Source organism: Pseudomonas sp. Z3-6, from assembly GCF_051131985.1.
GTDB lineage: Bacteria > Pseudomonadota > Gammaproteobacteria > Pseudomonadales > Pseudomonadaceae > Aquipseudomonas > Aquipseudomonas zanjanensis.
On the sequence record NZ_CP071644.1, the window covers coordinates 2,449,989 to 2,463,560 of the forward strand.

Sequence of the window (13,572 nt, forward strand, 5' to 3'; positions counted from 1 at the left end):
TTTATACATAATTACGGATTAATAATGGTTGTACGACGTCGTATCTAATATGTTCGACTGTGGCCGTTTCTTACAAAAAAAATAAACGGAGATTCACCCATGACGAGCATTCCTACCGCTGAGGAACAAGCTGCGGCGCCCGTGCAAGGCCGTTTCGTACGCCTGCTGAAGCTTCTCGGCCCCGGCATCATCGCCGTTCTTTCCTGGCTGGGCGCCGGCGACCTCATCACGTCATCCGTGGCCGGCGCGAACTACGGCTACGCGATGATGTGGGTGCTGGCGGTCTCTCTGCTGCTGCGCTACCTGATCGTCAATATCATCGCGCGTTTCCAGCTCTGCAATAACCAGGGCATGACCATCCTGCAGGGGTATGCCCAGCTCAATCCGTTTTTCGCCTGGTTCCTGCTGGTGTATGCGCTGCTCATGGGGCACCTGATGAATGCCTACATGATCAAGGGGGCCGGTGAGGCCTTGGCCATGCTGCTCAAGATCGACTACCCGCTGCTGTGTTCGGTGGCGGTGGTATTGGCGGTGTGGATGCTCGTCGGGCGCAATATCTATTCGATGATCGAAGGCGTGATGAAAGGGCTGCTGGCGATCATGACGCTGGCGTTCCTGGCCCTGGCGGTGATGTCCGGCCCGGATGTCGCCGGCATCGTCAAAGGCACCATCGGCTTCAGCATTCCGCCCGATGAAGGCGTGCATGGCGCGCTGTTGGTGGCCGTCTCGGTGATCGGCGCAGTGGCCGGTTCCATCGCCAACTTCGTTCACCCGTATGTGATGCGCCAGAAGGGCTGGGTAGGACCTGAGCACAAGCGTATCCAGCGCAACGACCTGCTGTTTGCGGTGTTTGTCGGGATCATCATCAACCTGGCCATCTGGATCGTCGGCGCGGAAATCCTGCGACCCAACGGCATCGAGGTCAAAACCCTGGGCGACCTGGGCAAGGCCCTGGAAATATTCTTTGGTCCGATCGGTTGGTACGTATTCTTCGTGGGTGTGTTCGCCACGCTGTTCGCCAGCATTTCGGGCAAGACCACGGCGTTCCCGATGCTCATCACCGACGCCTTCCAGCATGTGCGCCCCGAGCGCCGGGAGCGTTACGGCAAAGAGTTCCACCGTGACCCGATGCACAAATGGTTCATGCTGTTCATCCTGGTGACGCCACTGATCTGGTCGCTGCCGGGCATGCCGGACTTCGTCACGCTGACCATCGGCGTCAACGCGCTGAACATCGTCGGCTTGCCAGTGATTTCCCTGGGCCTTTTGATCATGTCCAACCAGAAGTCCTTGCTGGGCAAGGAATACCGCAACAACCTGTTCGAGAACATCGCGCTGGTGTTTGCCACAGGCCTGGCATTGTGGGTTGCGTTCCAGTTGGGAGTCGATCTGTTTACCTGAGGCCCGGCCATCTGAACGTTCGGGGGGACTGCTAGACTTTACCGTCCAGTCCCTTTCGGAGAAGCGGAATGAACAATAAAAACAGGATCTGCCTCTGGTACGACGGCAACGCCGAGGAAGCTGCGCGGTTCTACGCAAAAACCTTTCCCGACAGCGCGGTGAACGCTGTCTACCATGCCCCAAGTGATTATCCGTCGGGCAAGGAGGGCGATGTGATCACCGTTGATTTCACGGTGATCGGTATTCCTTGCGTCGGCCTCAATGGCGGGCCGGTGTTCAAGCACAACGAGGCCTTTTCATTCCAGATTGCCACTGAAGACCAGGCCGAAACGGACCGTTTGTGGAACGCCATCATCGACAACGGCGGCCAGGCAAGCGCCTGTGGCTGGTGCAAGGACAAATGGGGTTTGTCGTGGCAGATCAGCCCGCGGGTGTTGCTTGAGGCGGTCGGCAGTCCTGACAAAGCCGTGGCCAAGCGGGCCTTCGAAGCGATGATGACCATGACCAAGATCGACATTGCCGCAATTGAAGCGGCGGTGAAAGGCTAGCTGTCGAATCATCACCATTATTTTCTTGTGGGAGCGGGCTTGCTCGCGAAGGCGGTGGGTCAGTCAACCTCAATGCTGACTGGTCCGACGCCTTCGCGAGCAAGCCCGCTCCCATAGTTGTGTTGTGGTGTCTTCGATTTCTCGGCCTGCCCACATCCCCTGTGGGAGCGAGCCTGCTCGCGATGACGGCGGCACAGCCAACACCCATGCAAGCTGACCTACAGGGTGGCCTCAGGCACCCTGGCAATCACCTTGATCTCGAACTGAAAACCATACAGCCACGTCACCCCCACCGCCGTCAGTGTCGGATGCGGTGCGTTGCCCCAGAATTCGGGCACGACGCTCCAGACCCGTTCGAAGATCGACTCGGGATCGACCATGAACACCGTCACATCCACCACATCGTCGAAACTGCAATCGGCCGCGGCGAGGATCGCCTTCAGGTTGTTGAACGCCAGCCGGACCTGAGCCTCCAGGTCCGGCTCTGGCGAACCGTCGTCGGTGCTGCCGACTTGCCCGGAGACGAACAGGAAACCATTGGAACGAATCGCCGGCGAATAGCGATTGCGCTCATACAGTGCCTGGCGTCCAGGCGGAAAAACCACATCGCGCTGTGTCATGAATACCTCCATCAAAAAGTGGTTCCAAACGATGAACTCACTCTAGGGGCTTGTATCCGGGCGATAAACGAGCAACCTTGGCGCACACTGTTTGTGAATCCCAAACAATCGAACCATGCCGGGGCAGAAATGGACCGTTTTGATGCGATGCAAGCGTTCGTGCGAGTCGTGGAGGCGGGCAGCTTTACCAAGGCGGCAGAAACCCTGCACATGAGCAAGACCACCGTGACCCAAATGGTGCAGCAACTCGAGGCACGGTTGCGGGTCAAGCTGCTCAACCGCACCACACGCAAAGTCAATGTCACCGCCGACGGCGCGGCTTATTACGAGCGGGTGATCCGGTTGCTGGCCGACATGGACGATGCCGAGACCAGCGTGGCCGGCGCCCAGGCGTTACCTCGCGGGCGACTGCGGGTGGACGTGCCGAGTCCGCTGGCGGCGATGATCCTGATACCAGCCTTGCCGGCGTTCTACGCGCGTTACCCGGACATCCAGATCGACATGGGCGTCAGCGATCGCATCGTCGACATGCTTGATGAAAACGTCGATTGCGTGGTGCGCGGCGGTGAATTGCGGGATCAGTCGCTGATCGCCCGACGCGTTGGCGACCTGGCCCTTGGCGTCTTCGCCGCCCCGAGTTACCTGGCACGGTTTGGCCCGCCCGCGCACCCTCGCGAACTGGAAGACTCGCACCATCGCACCGTAGGTTTCCTCTGGGCTCGCACCGGCAAATCCTTGCCCTACGCCATGCGCCGTGACAGTGAGCTGCTTCACGTCAAAGGGCGCTACGCGTTGGCTATCGACGACGGCAACGCCTACCTCGCGGCCGGGCTGGCGGGGCTGGGCGTGCTCTGGCTGCCTCAGTACATGTCCAGGCCGCATGAAGCGCAGGGTGAGTTGGTGCCGCTGTTCGAAGACTGGCAGTTGGAGTCGATGCCGCTTTATCTGGCCTATCCCCCGAACCGGCATATCAGCGCCAAGTTGCGGGTGTTCATCGATTGGGTCGTGGAGCTGATGGCGCAGCATGCGCCTATTATTGATCGATCTGTTTCGTGAAATTTGGCTGTCCAGTTGTAGAGGAGATACACCATGGACCGATTCACCGGCGGTTGCCTGTGCGGCAACGTTCGACTTGAAGCCTCAGGGCGCCCGTATCGTGTTGGTCTTTGTCACTGCCTCGATTGCCGCAAGCATCACGGGGCACTGTTCTACGCGGCTGCGGTGTTTCCCCAGGACGCGGTGACGATCGAGGGTGAAACCCGGGATTATGCCGGACGATTTTTTTGTCCTCGCTGTGGCTCGTCGCTGTTTGCCCGCTCGGGCGATGAGATCGAAGTGCACTTGGGGATTCTGGATAGCCCCGATCAACTGCTGCCCACCTACGAAAGCTGGACCGTGCGCCGTGAGTCGTGGTTGCCGGCGTTTGCGCTTACCCGATGTTATGAGCAGGATCGTGAGGGTACGGGGCGGTCTGAGGAATAGATGCAATGTGTTCCACCGCTATCGCGAGCAGGCTCGCTCCCACAGTTTGGTCTTGGGTGTACGCCAGCTCTGGATTCACAACCAACCCCCTGTGGGAGCGAGCCTGCTCGCGATAGCGGTAGGTCAGTCGCCTTCAATGCCGACTGATCCGACGCCTTCGCGAGCAAGCCCGCTCCCACAGTTTGGTCTTGGGTGTACGCCAGTTCTGGATTCACAACCAAACCCCTGTGGGAGCGGGCTTGCTCGCGAAAGCGGTAGATCAGTCGATGAAGAAGTTGGATGTACTGCCGCCTTCGCGAGCAGGCTCGCTCCCACATGGCATCTGCGCTTTTATTCCTTGAGGAACGTCAGCAGATCCTGGTTCAACCGGTCCTTGTGGGTTTCGGTCAAGCCGTGCGGTGCGCCAGGGTAGACGATCAGTCGGGCGCCTTTGATCAGCGCCGCCGAGGCCCGGCCTGCTGCGTCGATCGGCACGATCTGATCGTCATCGCCATGGATGACCAGGGTCGGCACGTCGAACTTCTTCAAATCGCCGCGGAAATCGGTCGCCGAGAAGGCCGCGATCGAGTCGTAGGTATTCTTGCTGCCACCCTGCATGCCCTGCACCCAGAACGATTGGATCAGCCCTTGAGACGGCTTGGCGCCCTTGCGGTTGTAGCCGTAGAACGGGCCCGAGGCGATGTCCAGGTACAGCTGCGAGCGGTTCTCCAGGGACGCCTTGCGCAGGCCGTCGAACACTTCGATAGGCAAGCCACCAGGGTTGGTTTCTGTCTTGAGCATCAACGGTGGCACCGAAGAAACCAGCACGGCTTTTTTCACCCGTGCGGTACCGTGGCGACCGATATACCGCGCCACTTCACCGCCCCCCGTCGAGAAGCCCACCAGCGTCACGTTCTTGAGGTCCAGCGCTTCAATCACCGCCGCCAGGTCGTCGGCGTAATGGTCCATGTCGTTGCCTTCCCAAGGCTGGCTGGAGCGACCGTGACCGCGACGGTCGTGGGCAATCACCCGATAGCCTTTCGAGGCGAGGAACATCATCTGGCCTTCCCAGCTGTCGGAGTCCAGCGGCCAGCCGTGGCTGAACGTCACGACCTGGCCATCGCGCGGGCCCCAGTCCTTGTAGTACAGCTGCACGCCATCCTGGGTGGTGATGTAGCTGGCGGACTGGACCACGCTGCCGACAGCAGACACGCTGGCAGCGGCCTGGACCGGCGACGCGGCTTCGGCGTTGAGGGTGGCCAAGGCCAGGGTCGCGACAGCCAGGGTGCGGTTGAAGGTGTTCATCGTGTCTCTCTCCATAAGGTCGGTTTGATCTGCGGCGATCGTCATCGATCGCGTTGGTGGGCAGATTAGAGAGAGAGGCCGATGACGAGAACGGCGTGGGCATCGATAGCAACTATGGGAAAATCGGATAGCTGCGCTGCGCTTCGGTTGCCATGGCTCGTTCGTGGCGAGGGAGCTTGCTCCCGCTGGGTGGCGAAGCCGCCCCAAACGGAGCGATGCGAGTCTTCCAGGTGTATTTCATTGGCCGATGTGCGACGGCTGCGCCGCCGAGCGGGAGCAAGCTCCCTCGCCACAATGTATTGTTCAAGCGCCCTGAAATCGCCCTCAACCAAACGAAGGCATCGGCCCCAACGAATTAAAGATCCACACGACCACCGCTACGGCCGCCAGCACCGCGACCACGATGCTGATAAGCACCCATTTAAGAATTTTCAGCCCTTTCGACGAAGCCCCCGGCGCGAGGGGTTCCACCGGGAACGTCATCTCCCCGGCGCATCGCGGGCAAACAGCGGTGTCGTCAAGGAGGAGGAACCCGCAATGTTCACAGTTTGTCATGTCGTCACTTCGAGGCTCAAAGGAGGAGGGCAGCCCTTTATGGGCTTGTAGAAGCGGCCGAAAACTTGGGGCGTCAGTCGCTTAATATTTGTAGACGATGCCCAGCCTGCCCATGATCTCCAAGGCATTGGCCAGGCCCAGGCCATTCATGGGCAGGCAGGCGAAGGCCTGGTATTCATCGAAGTGCGTGCCGATGGCCAGCAACTTCAAATCATGGGTTTCCAGCTGCCCATTGAAGTAGTGCAGGAGCGCGCGTTCCCAATCGTCGGCGCGGTTGACCGCCTCGATGGTTTTACGCTCGGGCGTCGGAATTTCAATGCCCAGTTGCCGCAATGGGGCCAGGGCATTGACCGCATCGACGCCGCAGGACGACCATTCCTTCCATTCGAACCCGGCCAATTGATTGGCCTCGGTGAGCGCTGACTCGACTTGCGTCCAGGCCCAGTCCCACTGCCCGGTAGGCGCCGGCAGGTTCTGAATGAGTACCTGTGCTTGAGCCTCGTCGAACAGGCTATCGAACAGGTCGGCCAGGGTATCGGCCAGGTCGGGCTGCGGCCCTTGCCCCTGGGTGTCCAGGTCGTGGCTCAAACGCTGCCACAGGCTGCCCAGCTCGTCCCAATCCTCGTCATCCATGTCATCCTCGATCACCTGGGCCTTATGGCCGCGCAGGTAATTGTCCAGCCGCGTCTTGCGCACACGCACGCTGCCTTCGGCAAGATCGACATCATAGCTGCGGTAATCCAGGTAGTTGGTCTGGAACACGATGCGGTCGGGAAACACTTCATGGGCAAGGCTTTCCTCCACATCGAAATACGCCGCGCCTTCGAAATCGCCATGGGCGCTGATGATGCGTTGCAACGACAGGGGATCGATTGGGTTCATGTGGGCTGGGTCACAAGGAGGAGGGCGAGAGGAGAGCGCCGGGTATCGGGTTCGCGCTGATCCTACACCAAGCTCCATTGGCTGCTAAGGGGCGGAATGTGGACTGCGTCAACTGCCGGGCAAGTGTTTGGGTCTATGCTTACCTTGCCTTCGTGAATCAGGCCCACCCATGCACGAACACCGAACGGTCCACAGGGAGTACGCGTGAGACATTCGATACCGGCTGCAGCGTTGTTTTGCCTATTGCTCGGCACGGTTGCCAGGGCCGAGCAGTATCAAATCGTCACCGAAGAATGGGCTCCGTACAACTACCAGGAAAACAACCGGCTCACCGGCATGATCACCGAAATCGTCCGGGCCATCATGGCGCTGACCGGGGATGATTTCGAGCTGTTGCTGCAGCCTAGCATGCGCGCCAGCCAGATACTCAAGCACCGCCCCAAGACCATCATGTACTCCATGTTTCGCACGCCGGAGCGCGAATCGCAGTTCAAATGGGTAGGGCCGATCGTGGAAGAGTCCATCCACCCTTATCAACTGGCCAATGCGCCTCCACTGGACACCCTGGAACAACTCCTTAACGCCCCGCAGATCACCACCCGCCACGCCGGCCTGGTACCTCAAAGACTGCAATCACTGGGCTTCAACAACCTGGACAAAAGCGCCACCGAGAGCAAGCTGCTCTACCGCATGCTGCTTGCCGGTCGCACCCAGATCATTGTTGGCGACACTGATGCGGGCGTGGCTTATTACAGCCGCCAACTGAACATCGCCCCGGGCACCCTGCGACGGATTCCTATCGAACTGTATCGCTCATCGCTGTACATCGCTTTCAGTCCCGACAGTGAGGATGAAGTGGTGGCGGCGTGGTCCCGGGCGTTGGAGCAGTTGCGGCGTTCGGGGGAATTGGAGCGGATTCAGCGGCGGTATGAGGGGGCGGTTGGGCAGTGAGGGAAATGGGGCTTTCCTCTAAGCGAAATAAAGCCGGGCAATAACCCTGTGGCGAGGGAGCTTGCTCCCGCTGGGTCGCGCAGCGGCCCTGTTTTGGGGGCTGTTTACAGCCCAGCGGGAGCAAGCTCCCTCGCCACGGTTGTGTGTTTGTCAGGGGTAGGGGGATAGGCCCGTTTCCAGACAAGTAGAGCCTCCGTTCAGGCCGAAAGGGGGCGTTCCAAATGGCGCCCGTTTCTTCTAGAAACTGTACTTGGCCGTCAACATCATATTGCGCGGGCTACCGTAGGCATCACCGCCATAGCTTGCGGAGTTGGCGATGGTCGAATAGTACCGACGGTCAAAGATGTTGTTGGCGTTGACCTGCAAATCCAGGTTCTCATTGACCCGGTAGCCGGCCATCAGGTCCGTAACCGCGTAGCTGCCTTGTTTGAGCCGGTATTCACCGCCATTTCCTTGATGGTGTGGGTGCGCGCGTAGGTATAGCCACCGCCGACTTGCCAGTTTTCGGTCAAGGCGCCTTGCAGTTCGAAGTCGATACCTTGGCTGCGAATTTCACCGGAGGCCTCATAACAGCTTGCCTGTGGGCAGTTTGCCGTGAACAGTTGCACGGCGCGGTTTTCCTGATCGACGCGGAACAGCGCCACGCTCGCATTCAGCGCGCCACCAAAATATTCGCCCTTGATACCGACCTCGTAGTTCTTGCCAATGATCGGCTTGACCGGGGTGCCCGAGGTGTCCTTTTCACGTTGCGGCGTGAAGATGTCGCTGTAGCTGACGTAGGCCGAGTGATGGTCGTCCAGGTCGTAGATCAAGCCAGCGTAACGGGTGACGTTTCGGGTGACCTTGTAGTCGGTGTCGCCGTCCCGGTTATCGTAGTCGTACCAGTCCAGGCGCCCGCCGAGGATCAGCTTCAGCGGGTCGGCCAAGTTCAGGCGTGTGGTGAGGTAGACGCCATCTTGAGTGGTCACTTCACGCTGGTCGTTGGTGTGGACGAAATTCGGTTTACCGGCGTTGATCGGCCAGTTCATGTCGTACGGGCTGTAGTTGTGGGTGGTCATGTCGTAGATGCGCTTGCTGGCGCCCACCACCAGTTCATGGGTGCGCCCGAATGCCTCGAAGGGGCCACTGGCAAAGGCATCCACGCCGGCCTGGTTTTCATCGAAGTCGGCCTGGTAAACCGTGCGCGCCAATGTGTTATTGACCCAGCGCGACTGGTAAGAACCGGAGAACAACGCGTTCTGTTCGGCGTAGTTGGCGTTGACCTGAAGGCTCCAGTCATTGGCCAGGCGATGACGGACTTCGGCGAATACGGTGTTGATCTCCTGATCCTTGTTCTCCCAATCCGTACCTGGATTGTAGGAGCGCGGGAGGTCCAGGTGATGGCCGTCCTGGCCGATCATCGAAGAACCCCAGAAGTAATTGGTCTTGTCCTTCTGATGGGAAAACCCCAGGGTCAGGGTGGTGTCTTCGCTCAGGTCCGCTTCGGTGACCGCATAGAACAGGCCGTGATCCTCCTCGACATTGTCGATGAAGCTGTTGGCATCGCGATAAGAGGTCACGACCCGGCCGCGCAATGTGCCACTGTCATTGAGCGGACTGGAGGCATCGAGCTCGCCGCGGTAGTCGTCCCAACTGCCGGCGGCACCGGTCAGGGTCACTCTCTACTCGGCCAATGGGCGCTTGCGGATCAGGTTGATGGCGGCCGAAGGGTTGCCTGCACCCGTCACCAGGCCGGTCGCACCGCGCACGACCTCGACTCGATCAAACATCGCCAGGTTAGGCTGGGCGCCGACGTTAACGCCGTCGTAGCCACTCGGGATGCCGTCATACATCAGGTTGTCGATTTCAAAACCGCGCGCCTTGTAAGTCTGCCGGCCAGGACCGCCGGAAAAGTCCAGGAACAAACCGGGCGTCGCCTTGACCACGTCGTTGATGCTGGTCATCACCTGGTCATCCATGCGCTGGCGCGTAATGACGGTGACGGCTTGTGGGGTTTCACGCATGGTCAGCGGGAGCTTGGTCGCGGTCGACATCGCGCCGGTGGTGTAGGACTCGGTGCCTTCCGTGGTGCTGCCCAGTTGACCGCTGCCGGAGACTTCGGTCGCGTCCAGTTCCAGGGTGGCGGGTGGGGTGATGCTGTTGTCATCGGCGTAGGCGGGGGCCAGGGTGGTCATGCAAATGACCATGGCGAGAAGATTGCGGGCAGGGGTGAAGTGACGCGGCGGGGTGGTGCGAGTCGACATGAGCAGGTCCTGAGTTACCAATGCTTGTGAGAGTGATTCGCATTAAGTATTGCAGGATTTATCTGACGGATAAAGCTTGTAGAGGTTGGAGTAGGCGATGCGCAGGGGCTTGTAGCGGGCACATTCTGGAGCCGCGTGACCGGGCGGCGGTAAATCGCTTACTGGAGGCTTTTAAACAGGCGTTTATTTTGCGCGATGCTACTGTTACATCGCTACCTGCGGCGGGAGGCGACCGCTGACGGAAGACCTATATCGGACGTGAATTCTTCATTGGCCAGGAGGCTAGCACTATGTCAGCACAATCCCTCACGCACCTGCTTATCGATACCGATGTCGATTTCGACGACTACATGGCCATCTCGTATTTGCTGAAGCATCATGCCGTCAAGGTCGAAGGCATCACCGTGACAGGGGTGGGCGCTGTTCACTTGAGTCACGGCGTTCAAAACATCAGCAACTTTCTCACCGTGTTCAATGACCCGGAGATCGAGCGCATCCCCGTTGTCGCTGGCTTTCAGCGGCCCATGGTGTACAGCAATACCTTTCCCTTCGAAACACGCCAGGCAGCGGATCAACATTACGACGCGTCGTTTCCACGGACAAACCTGAACCCCACGCGAACAGACGCGATTGCTTTCCTAAGGGAAACATTGAAGAACGCCGATCATAAATTTACCGTATTGATGATCGGTGGCGGCACGACCTGGGGGCATTTGTTTCAGCAGGCTCAAACCGATCACGCATTACAAGACTTGTTGCGCGGCAAAATAGATCGCATCGTGATGATGGGAGGCAATTTGTTGCCGCAGTACGTCCAGCCCGGCGCGGGCGGCAATATTATTGATGCTCTGGGCAAGACGCCTTACTACACCAATCAAGTGGCCGAGTGGAACATCTTCCTGGATCCGCTTGCTACCCAATATGTCTTTGATAGCGGGATTCCAGTGCAATTGGTTGCACTGAACGCTTGTAACCAGATACTCATTACGCCGGATTTTCTGCGACAACTCTCCAGAATCAGCAACCCGGTTGCTCAATTCCTCACGCAAGTGCTGCAAAGCTCGACCATAGCCCCCGGTATCGGCGCTTATCTGTATTTTTGGGACCCGTTGGCGGCCATCGCGATAACCGACCCTCGGTTTCTCCAATTTACCCGTTATGGCCTGCGGGTCGAGCAAGAGCTGAACGAAGAACAGGATACGAGCGGGCAGTTGATTCCGGATGACGCTGGCGCTCCGGTCGACGTTGCCCTGGGAACGTCACCTGGGTTTGTCTTGTCGCTTTACCTGGGCACTATTGCCGGAAAGTCGGCCGAGGCCACGACATCGATAGCAGAGTAGTAGGTCGTCCAAGAACTTCCCTTCGTCTTGTAAGGTGGCAACCTGACTGAGCCGTGTCTATTGTCTTTGGCGACAGATAGCTATCGGAGGCATCGACATGACTCAGATCATTTCGCCCGCCGCTTCAGCTGTGCGGAACACGGGCATGGTCGCCACAACTTTATGGGGCTCGGACAAAATCGGCGGTATCGCGGTCGATCCGGACGGTACTCTCTGGCTTGGCGCTTATAGTCGCCTGGGGCTCGGCGGCGAAGAGGATTCAGGTTTCACCGGTAGCCTGGCCCGGTTCAATGCCGACGGCAGCCTGGACCGCAACTTCAGTGGAGACGGTAAATCCCTCCTCCCGGTGGCGCTCGATATCGAGGACGGCGGTAATGCGGCCGTGCAGCCGGGAGGCGGTTACCTGGTGACGCGCTACGTGAAAGTAGGCGATGCCTGGGTGTCGGGCATTAGTCGTAACTTGGCTGACGGCAGCCTCGATACGAGTTTCGGGAACGGCGGCACCGCGACAGTACCTTTCTATTGGAATGAAGATCTGGGCCAGCAAGCGTCGTTCTCCGTGCAACGCGACGGCAGCTTTTTCGCAAGCGCTGGGTATGCCTCTGGGGAGATCTACATCGCCCGCTTCGACGCGACGGGGACCTTGGTCTCGTCTTTCGGCGAGTCTGGGGTCCTGCATCTGCCAGCGTCCGTCGGCATTCACCCCAGCCGCACGCTCGACGTTTCGCTGCAGGCAGACGGGAAGGTTTTGGTCACGGGGCAAGCGACCCTGACCCGCCTCAACCCGGACGGCACGCTGGACAGCAGCTTTGCAAACGGCGGCAGCCTGGCCCTGGATGTTCACGCAAACGCCCTTGTCATCCAGGATGACGGCAAAATCCTCCTGGCGGGCGCCTCGGGCGGTGTAGCGACCGTCATTCGACTCAACACCGACGGCTCACTCGACACCCAATTCGGTGATGGCGGTCAGGTACGTTGGGGCTCGGAAAGCGCTCCTTTCGCAGTCGCCGACATGATCGTGCTGGCCGACGGCAAGCTATTGATTGGTGGAAGCCAGGGCACGCGGGCGGACGGTTATCTGGCCGCCTTGGTTCAGTTGAACCCCGAAGGCAGCCTGGACCACAGCTTTGGCAATCCCGACGACGGTTATCACCACCTTGACGGTGGCCGCAATGACGACTACTTGCTCGGTACCGCCTCGTTCGACGATGCGATCTCTGGCGGGGCCGGTAACGATCTGCTCGATGGCCAGCAAGGTCGTGACCTGCTGACGGGCGGCGCCGGGGCCGATACGTTCCGTTATGAGTCAGTCACCGACAGTTACCGAACCGCAACCGCTGCCCATAGCGACCGAATCACCGACTTCGACCCCAACACCGACACAATCGATCTCTCGTCCCTGGGCTTCCTCGGGCTGGGTGATGGACATGACGGAACTCTGGCAATACGCGTCAATGAAAGCGGGACGCGGACCTACCTGAAAAGTTTCGAGGTCAATGCGGATGGCGAACGTTTCGAATTGGTCTTCGACGGTAACTTGGGCCAAGCGCTGAATGAAACCAACATCCTGTTCCAGCAAGCCAGGTTGACGGGCACCGAAGGGGCCGATCATCTACAAGGCAACGCCCGAGGCGAAATCATCGAAGGGCGCGCGGGCGATGATCGCCTGTATGGCGCGTTAGGGAATGATGTCCTGGTGGGCGGAGAGGGCCGGGACCAATTGGTGGGTGGCGGCAACAACGATGTGTTTCGCTTCGACTTGCTGAGCGACAGCTACCGTACCGCCACCGAAAATCACACTGATCGCCTGATGGACTATACCGTGGGGGAAGACACGATCGATGTGTCCGCCTTGGGCTTTACCCGGCTGGGAAATGGTTACGACGGCACGTTGGACGTGGTTTTTAATGAAGCCAAGGACCTGACTTATTTGAAGAGCTATGAAACTGACGCGGATGGGGCTCGGTTCGAGTTGAGCTTGGTGGGGGATTATTCCGGGTATCGTAATTTGGATGTCGTCTTTGCCGAGCCGTTGGGGGAGGAGGCCGTTCAATTGATCGGAGTGGCTGATAACTTCTGGGTGTAAAACGCAAATCTGGAAAAGGGGAGCGGACTGTACTCCCCTATGATTTTCATGAAACTCGATGATAGAAGGTCCGCTTCTGCGGGCCTGTCCGGTTAAATGAACTTGATCAGCAACTTGGTGACGGTGGCCACCGTGCCGATCCTGTCGGTGGCGATCGCGACTGGATACCAGAAAGTTTCG

The 13,572-nt window shown here is 59.1% G+C and carries 11 protein-coding genes and 1 pseudogene; 7 read left to right on the top strand and 5 right to left on the bottom strand.

The window, feature by feature from the left end; genetic code table 11:
• Nucleotides 1-99 precede the first annotated feature (99 nt).
• Both J3P88_RS11225 and J3P88_RS11230 read left to right on the top strand, forming a co-directional pair.
• The gene (locus tag J3P88_RS11225) at nt 100-1,401 is read left to right on the top strand and encodes an Nramp family divalent metal transporter (protein ID WP_186710723.1); all 1,302 of its coding nucleotides are present in this window, start codon (nt 100-102) and stop codon (nt 1,399-1,401) included.
• Between the two features lie 68 nt (nt 1,402-1,469).
• Entirely contained in the window at nt 1,470-1,949 is a 480-nt protein-coding gene (locus tag J3P88_RS11230) for a VOC family protein (protein WP_434575237.1), read from the top strand.
• A gap of 218 nt (nt 1,950-2,167) precedes the next feature.
• Here J3P88_RS11230 and J3P88_RS11235 read toward each other — a convergent pair whose 3' ends face one another.
• Nucleotides 2,168-2,569, bottom strand: coding sequence for a RidA family protein (locus J3P88_RS11235; protein ID WP_434575239.1), 402 nt, complete (start codon nt 2,567-2,569; stop codon nt 2,168-2,170).
• Nucleotides 2,570-2,698: 129 nt separating this feature from the next.
• Here J3P88_RS11235 and J3P88_RS11240 point away from each other — a divergent pair, with 129 nt between their 5' ends.
• Nucleotides 2,699-3,625 carry a LysR substrate-binding domain-containing protein gene (locus J3P88_RS11240; RefSeq protein WP_434575241.1) on the top strand — a complete coding sequence of 309 codons (927 nt, stop codon included), beginning with the start codon at nt 2,699-2,701 and terminating at the stop codon, nt 3,623-3,625.
• A 33-nt stretch (nt 3,626-3,658) separates the two neighbouring features.
• Nucleotides 3,659-4,051 carry a GFA family protein gene (locus J3P88_RS11245; protein WP_186729672.1) on the top strand — a complete coding sequence of 131 codons (393 nt, stop codon included), beginning with the start codon at nt 3,659-3,661 and terminating at the stop codon, nt 4,049-4,051.
• A 330-nt stretch (nt 4,052-4,381) separates the two neighbouring features.
• Here the strand turns inward: J3P88_RS11245 and J3P88_RS11250 are convergent, their stop codons facing one another.
• The 3 genes from J3P88_RS11250 to J3P88_RS11260 form a co-directional block, all read right to left on the bottom strand.
• Nucleotides 4,382-5,335, bottom strand: coding sequence for an alpha/beta fold hydrolase (locus J3P88_RS11250; RefSeq protein ID WP_186729673.1), 954 nt, complete (start codon nt 5,333-5,335; stop codon nt 4,382-4,384).
• A 324-nt stretch (nt 5,336-5,659) separates the two neighbouring features.
• Nucleotides 5,660-5,890, bottom strand: coding sequence for a hypothetical protein (locus J3P88_RS11255; protein WP_434575243.1), 231 nt, complete (start codon nt 5,888-5,890; stop codon nt 5,660-5,662).
• A gap of 81 nt (nt 5,891-5,971) precedes the next feature.
• Entirely contained in the window at nt 5,972-6,772 is an 801-nt protein-coding gene (locus J3P88_RS11260) for a DUF6630 family protein (RefSeq protein WP_434575244.1), read from the bottom strand.
• Between the two features lie 204 nt (nt 6,773-6,976).
• Between J3P88_RS11260 and J3P88_RS11265 the strand changes: the two genes are divergently transcribed.
• Nucleotides 6,977-7,723, top strand: coding sequence for a substrate-binding periplasmic protein (locus J3P88_RS11265; protein WP_434575246.1), 747 nt, complete (start codon nt 6,977-6,979; stop codon nt 7,721-7,723).
• Nucleotides 7,724-7,960: 237 nt separating this feature from the next.
• On the opposite strand, the pseudogene J3P88_RS11270 reads toward J3P88_RS11265, so the two are convergent.
• A pseudogene (locus J3P88_RS11270) lies at nt 7,961-9,966 on the bottom strand (TonB-dependent siderophore receptor).
• Between the two features lie 290 nt (nt 9,967-10,256).
• On the opposite strand from J3P88_RS11270, the gene J3P88_RS11275 reads away from it, so the two are divergent.
• Nucleotides 10,257-11,306: a nucleoside hydrolase gene (locus J3P88_RS11275; RefSeq protein WP_434575247.1), complete on the top strand. Its 1,050-nt coding sequence runs from the start codon at nt 10,257-10,259 to the stop codon at nt 11,304-11,306.
• 97 nt (nt 11,307-11,403) lie between these two features.
• Complete coding sequence (locus J3P88_RS11280) at nt 11,404-13,392, top strand: M10 family metallopeptidase C-terminal domain-containing protein (protein WP_434575248.1); 1,989 nt, start codon at nt 11,404-11,406, stop codon at nt 13,390-13,392.
• Nucleotides 13,393-13,572: the final 180 nt, after the last annotated feature.

Coding starts and splice junctions, on each gene's coding strand:
- J3P88_RS11225 (WP_186710723.1), top strand. CDS start 100: ATGACGAGCATTCCTACCGCTGAGGAACAAGCTGCGGCGCCCGTGCAA.
- J3P88_RS11230 (WP_434575237.1), top strand. CDS start 1,470: ATGAACAATAAAAACAGGATCTGCCTCTGGTACGACGGCAACGCCGAG.
- J3P88_RS11235 (WP_434575239.1), bottom strand. CDS start 2,569: ATGACACAGCGCGATGTGGTTTTTCCGCCTGGACGCCAGGCACTGTAT.
- J3P88_RS11240 (WP_434575241.1), top strand. CDS start 2,699: ATGGACCGTTTTGATGCGATGCAAGCGTTCGTGCGAGTCGTGGAGGCG.
- J3P88_RS11245 (WP_186729672.1), top strand. CDS start 3,659: ATGGACCGATTCACCGGCGGTTGCCTGTGCGGCAACGTTCGACTTGAA.
- J3P88_RS11250 (WP_186729673.1), bottom strand. CDS start 5,335: ATGAACACCTTCAACCGCACCCTGGCTGTCGCGACCCTGGCCTTGGCC.
- J3P88_RS11255 (WP_434575243.1), bottom strand. CDS start 5,890: ATGACAAACTGTGAACATTGCGGGTTCCTCCTCCTTGACGACACCGCT.
- J3P88_RS11260 (WP_434575244.1), bottom strand. CDS start 6,772: ATGAACCCAATCGATCCCCTGTCGTTGCAACGCATCATCAGCGCCCAT.
- J3P88_RS11275 (WP_434575247.1), top strand. CDS start 10,257: ATGTCAGCACAATCCCTCACGCACCTGCTTATCGATACCGATGTCGAT.
- J3P88_RS11280 (WP_434575248.1), top strand. CDS start 11,404: ATGACTCAGATCATTTCGCCCGCCGCTTCAGCTGTGCGGAACACGGGC.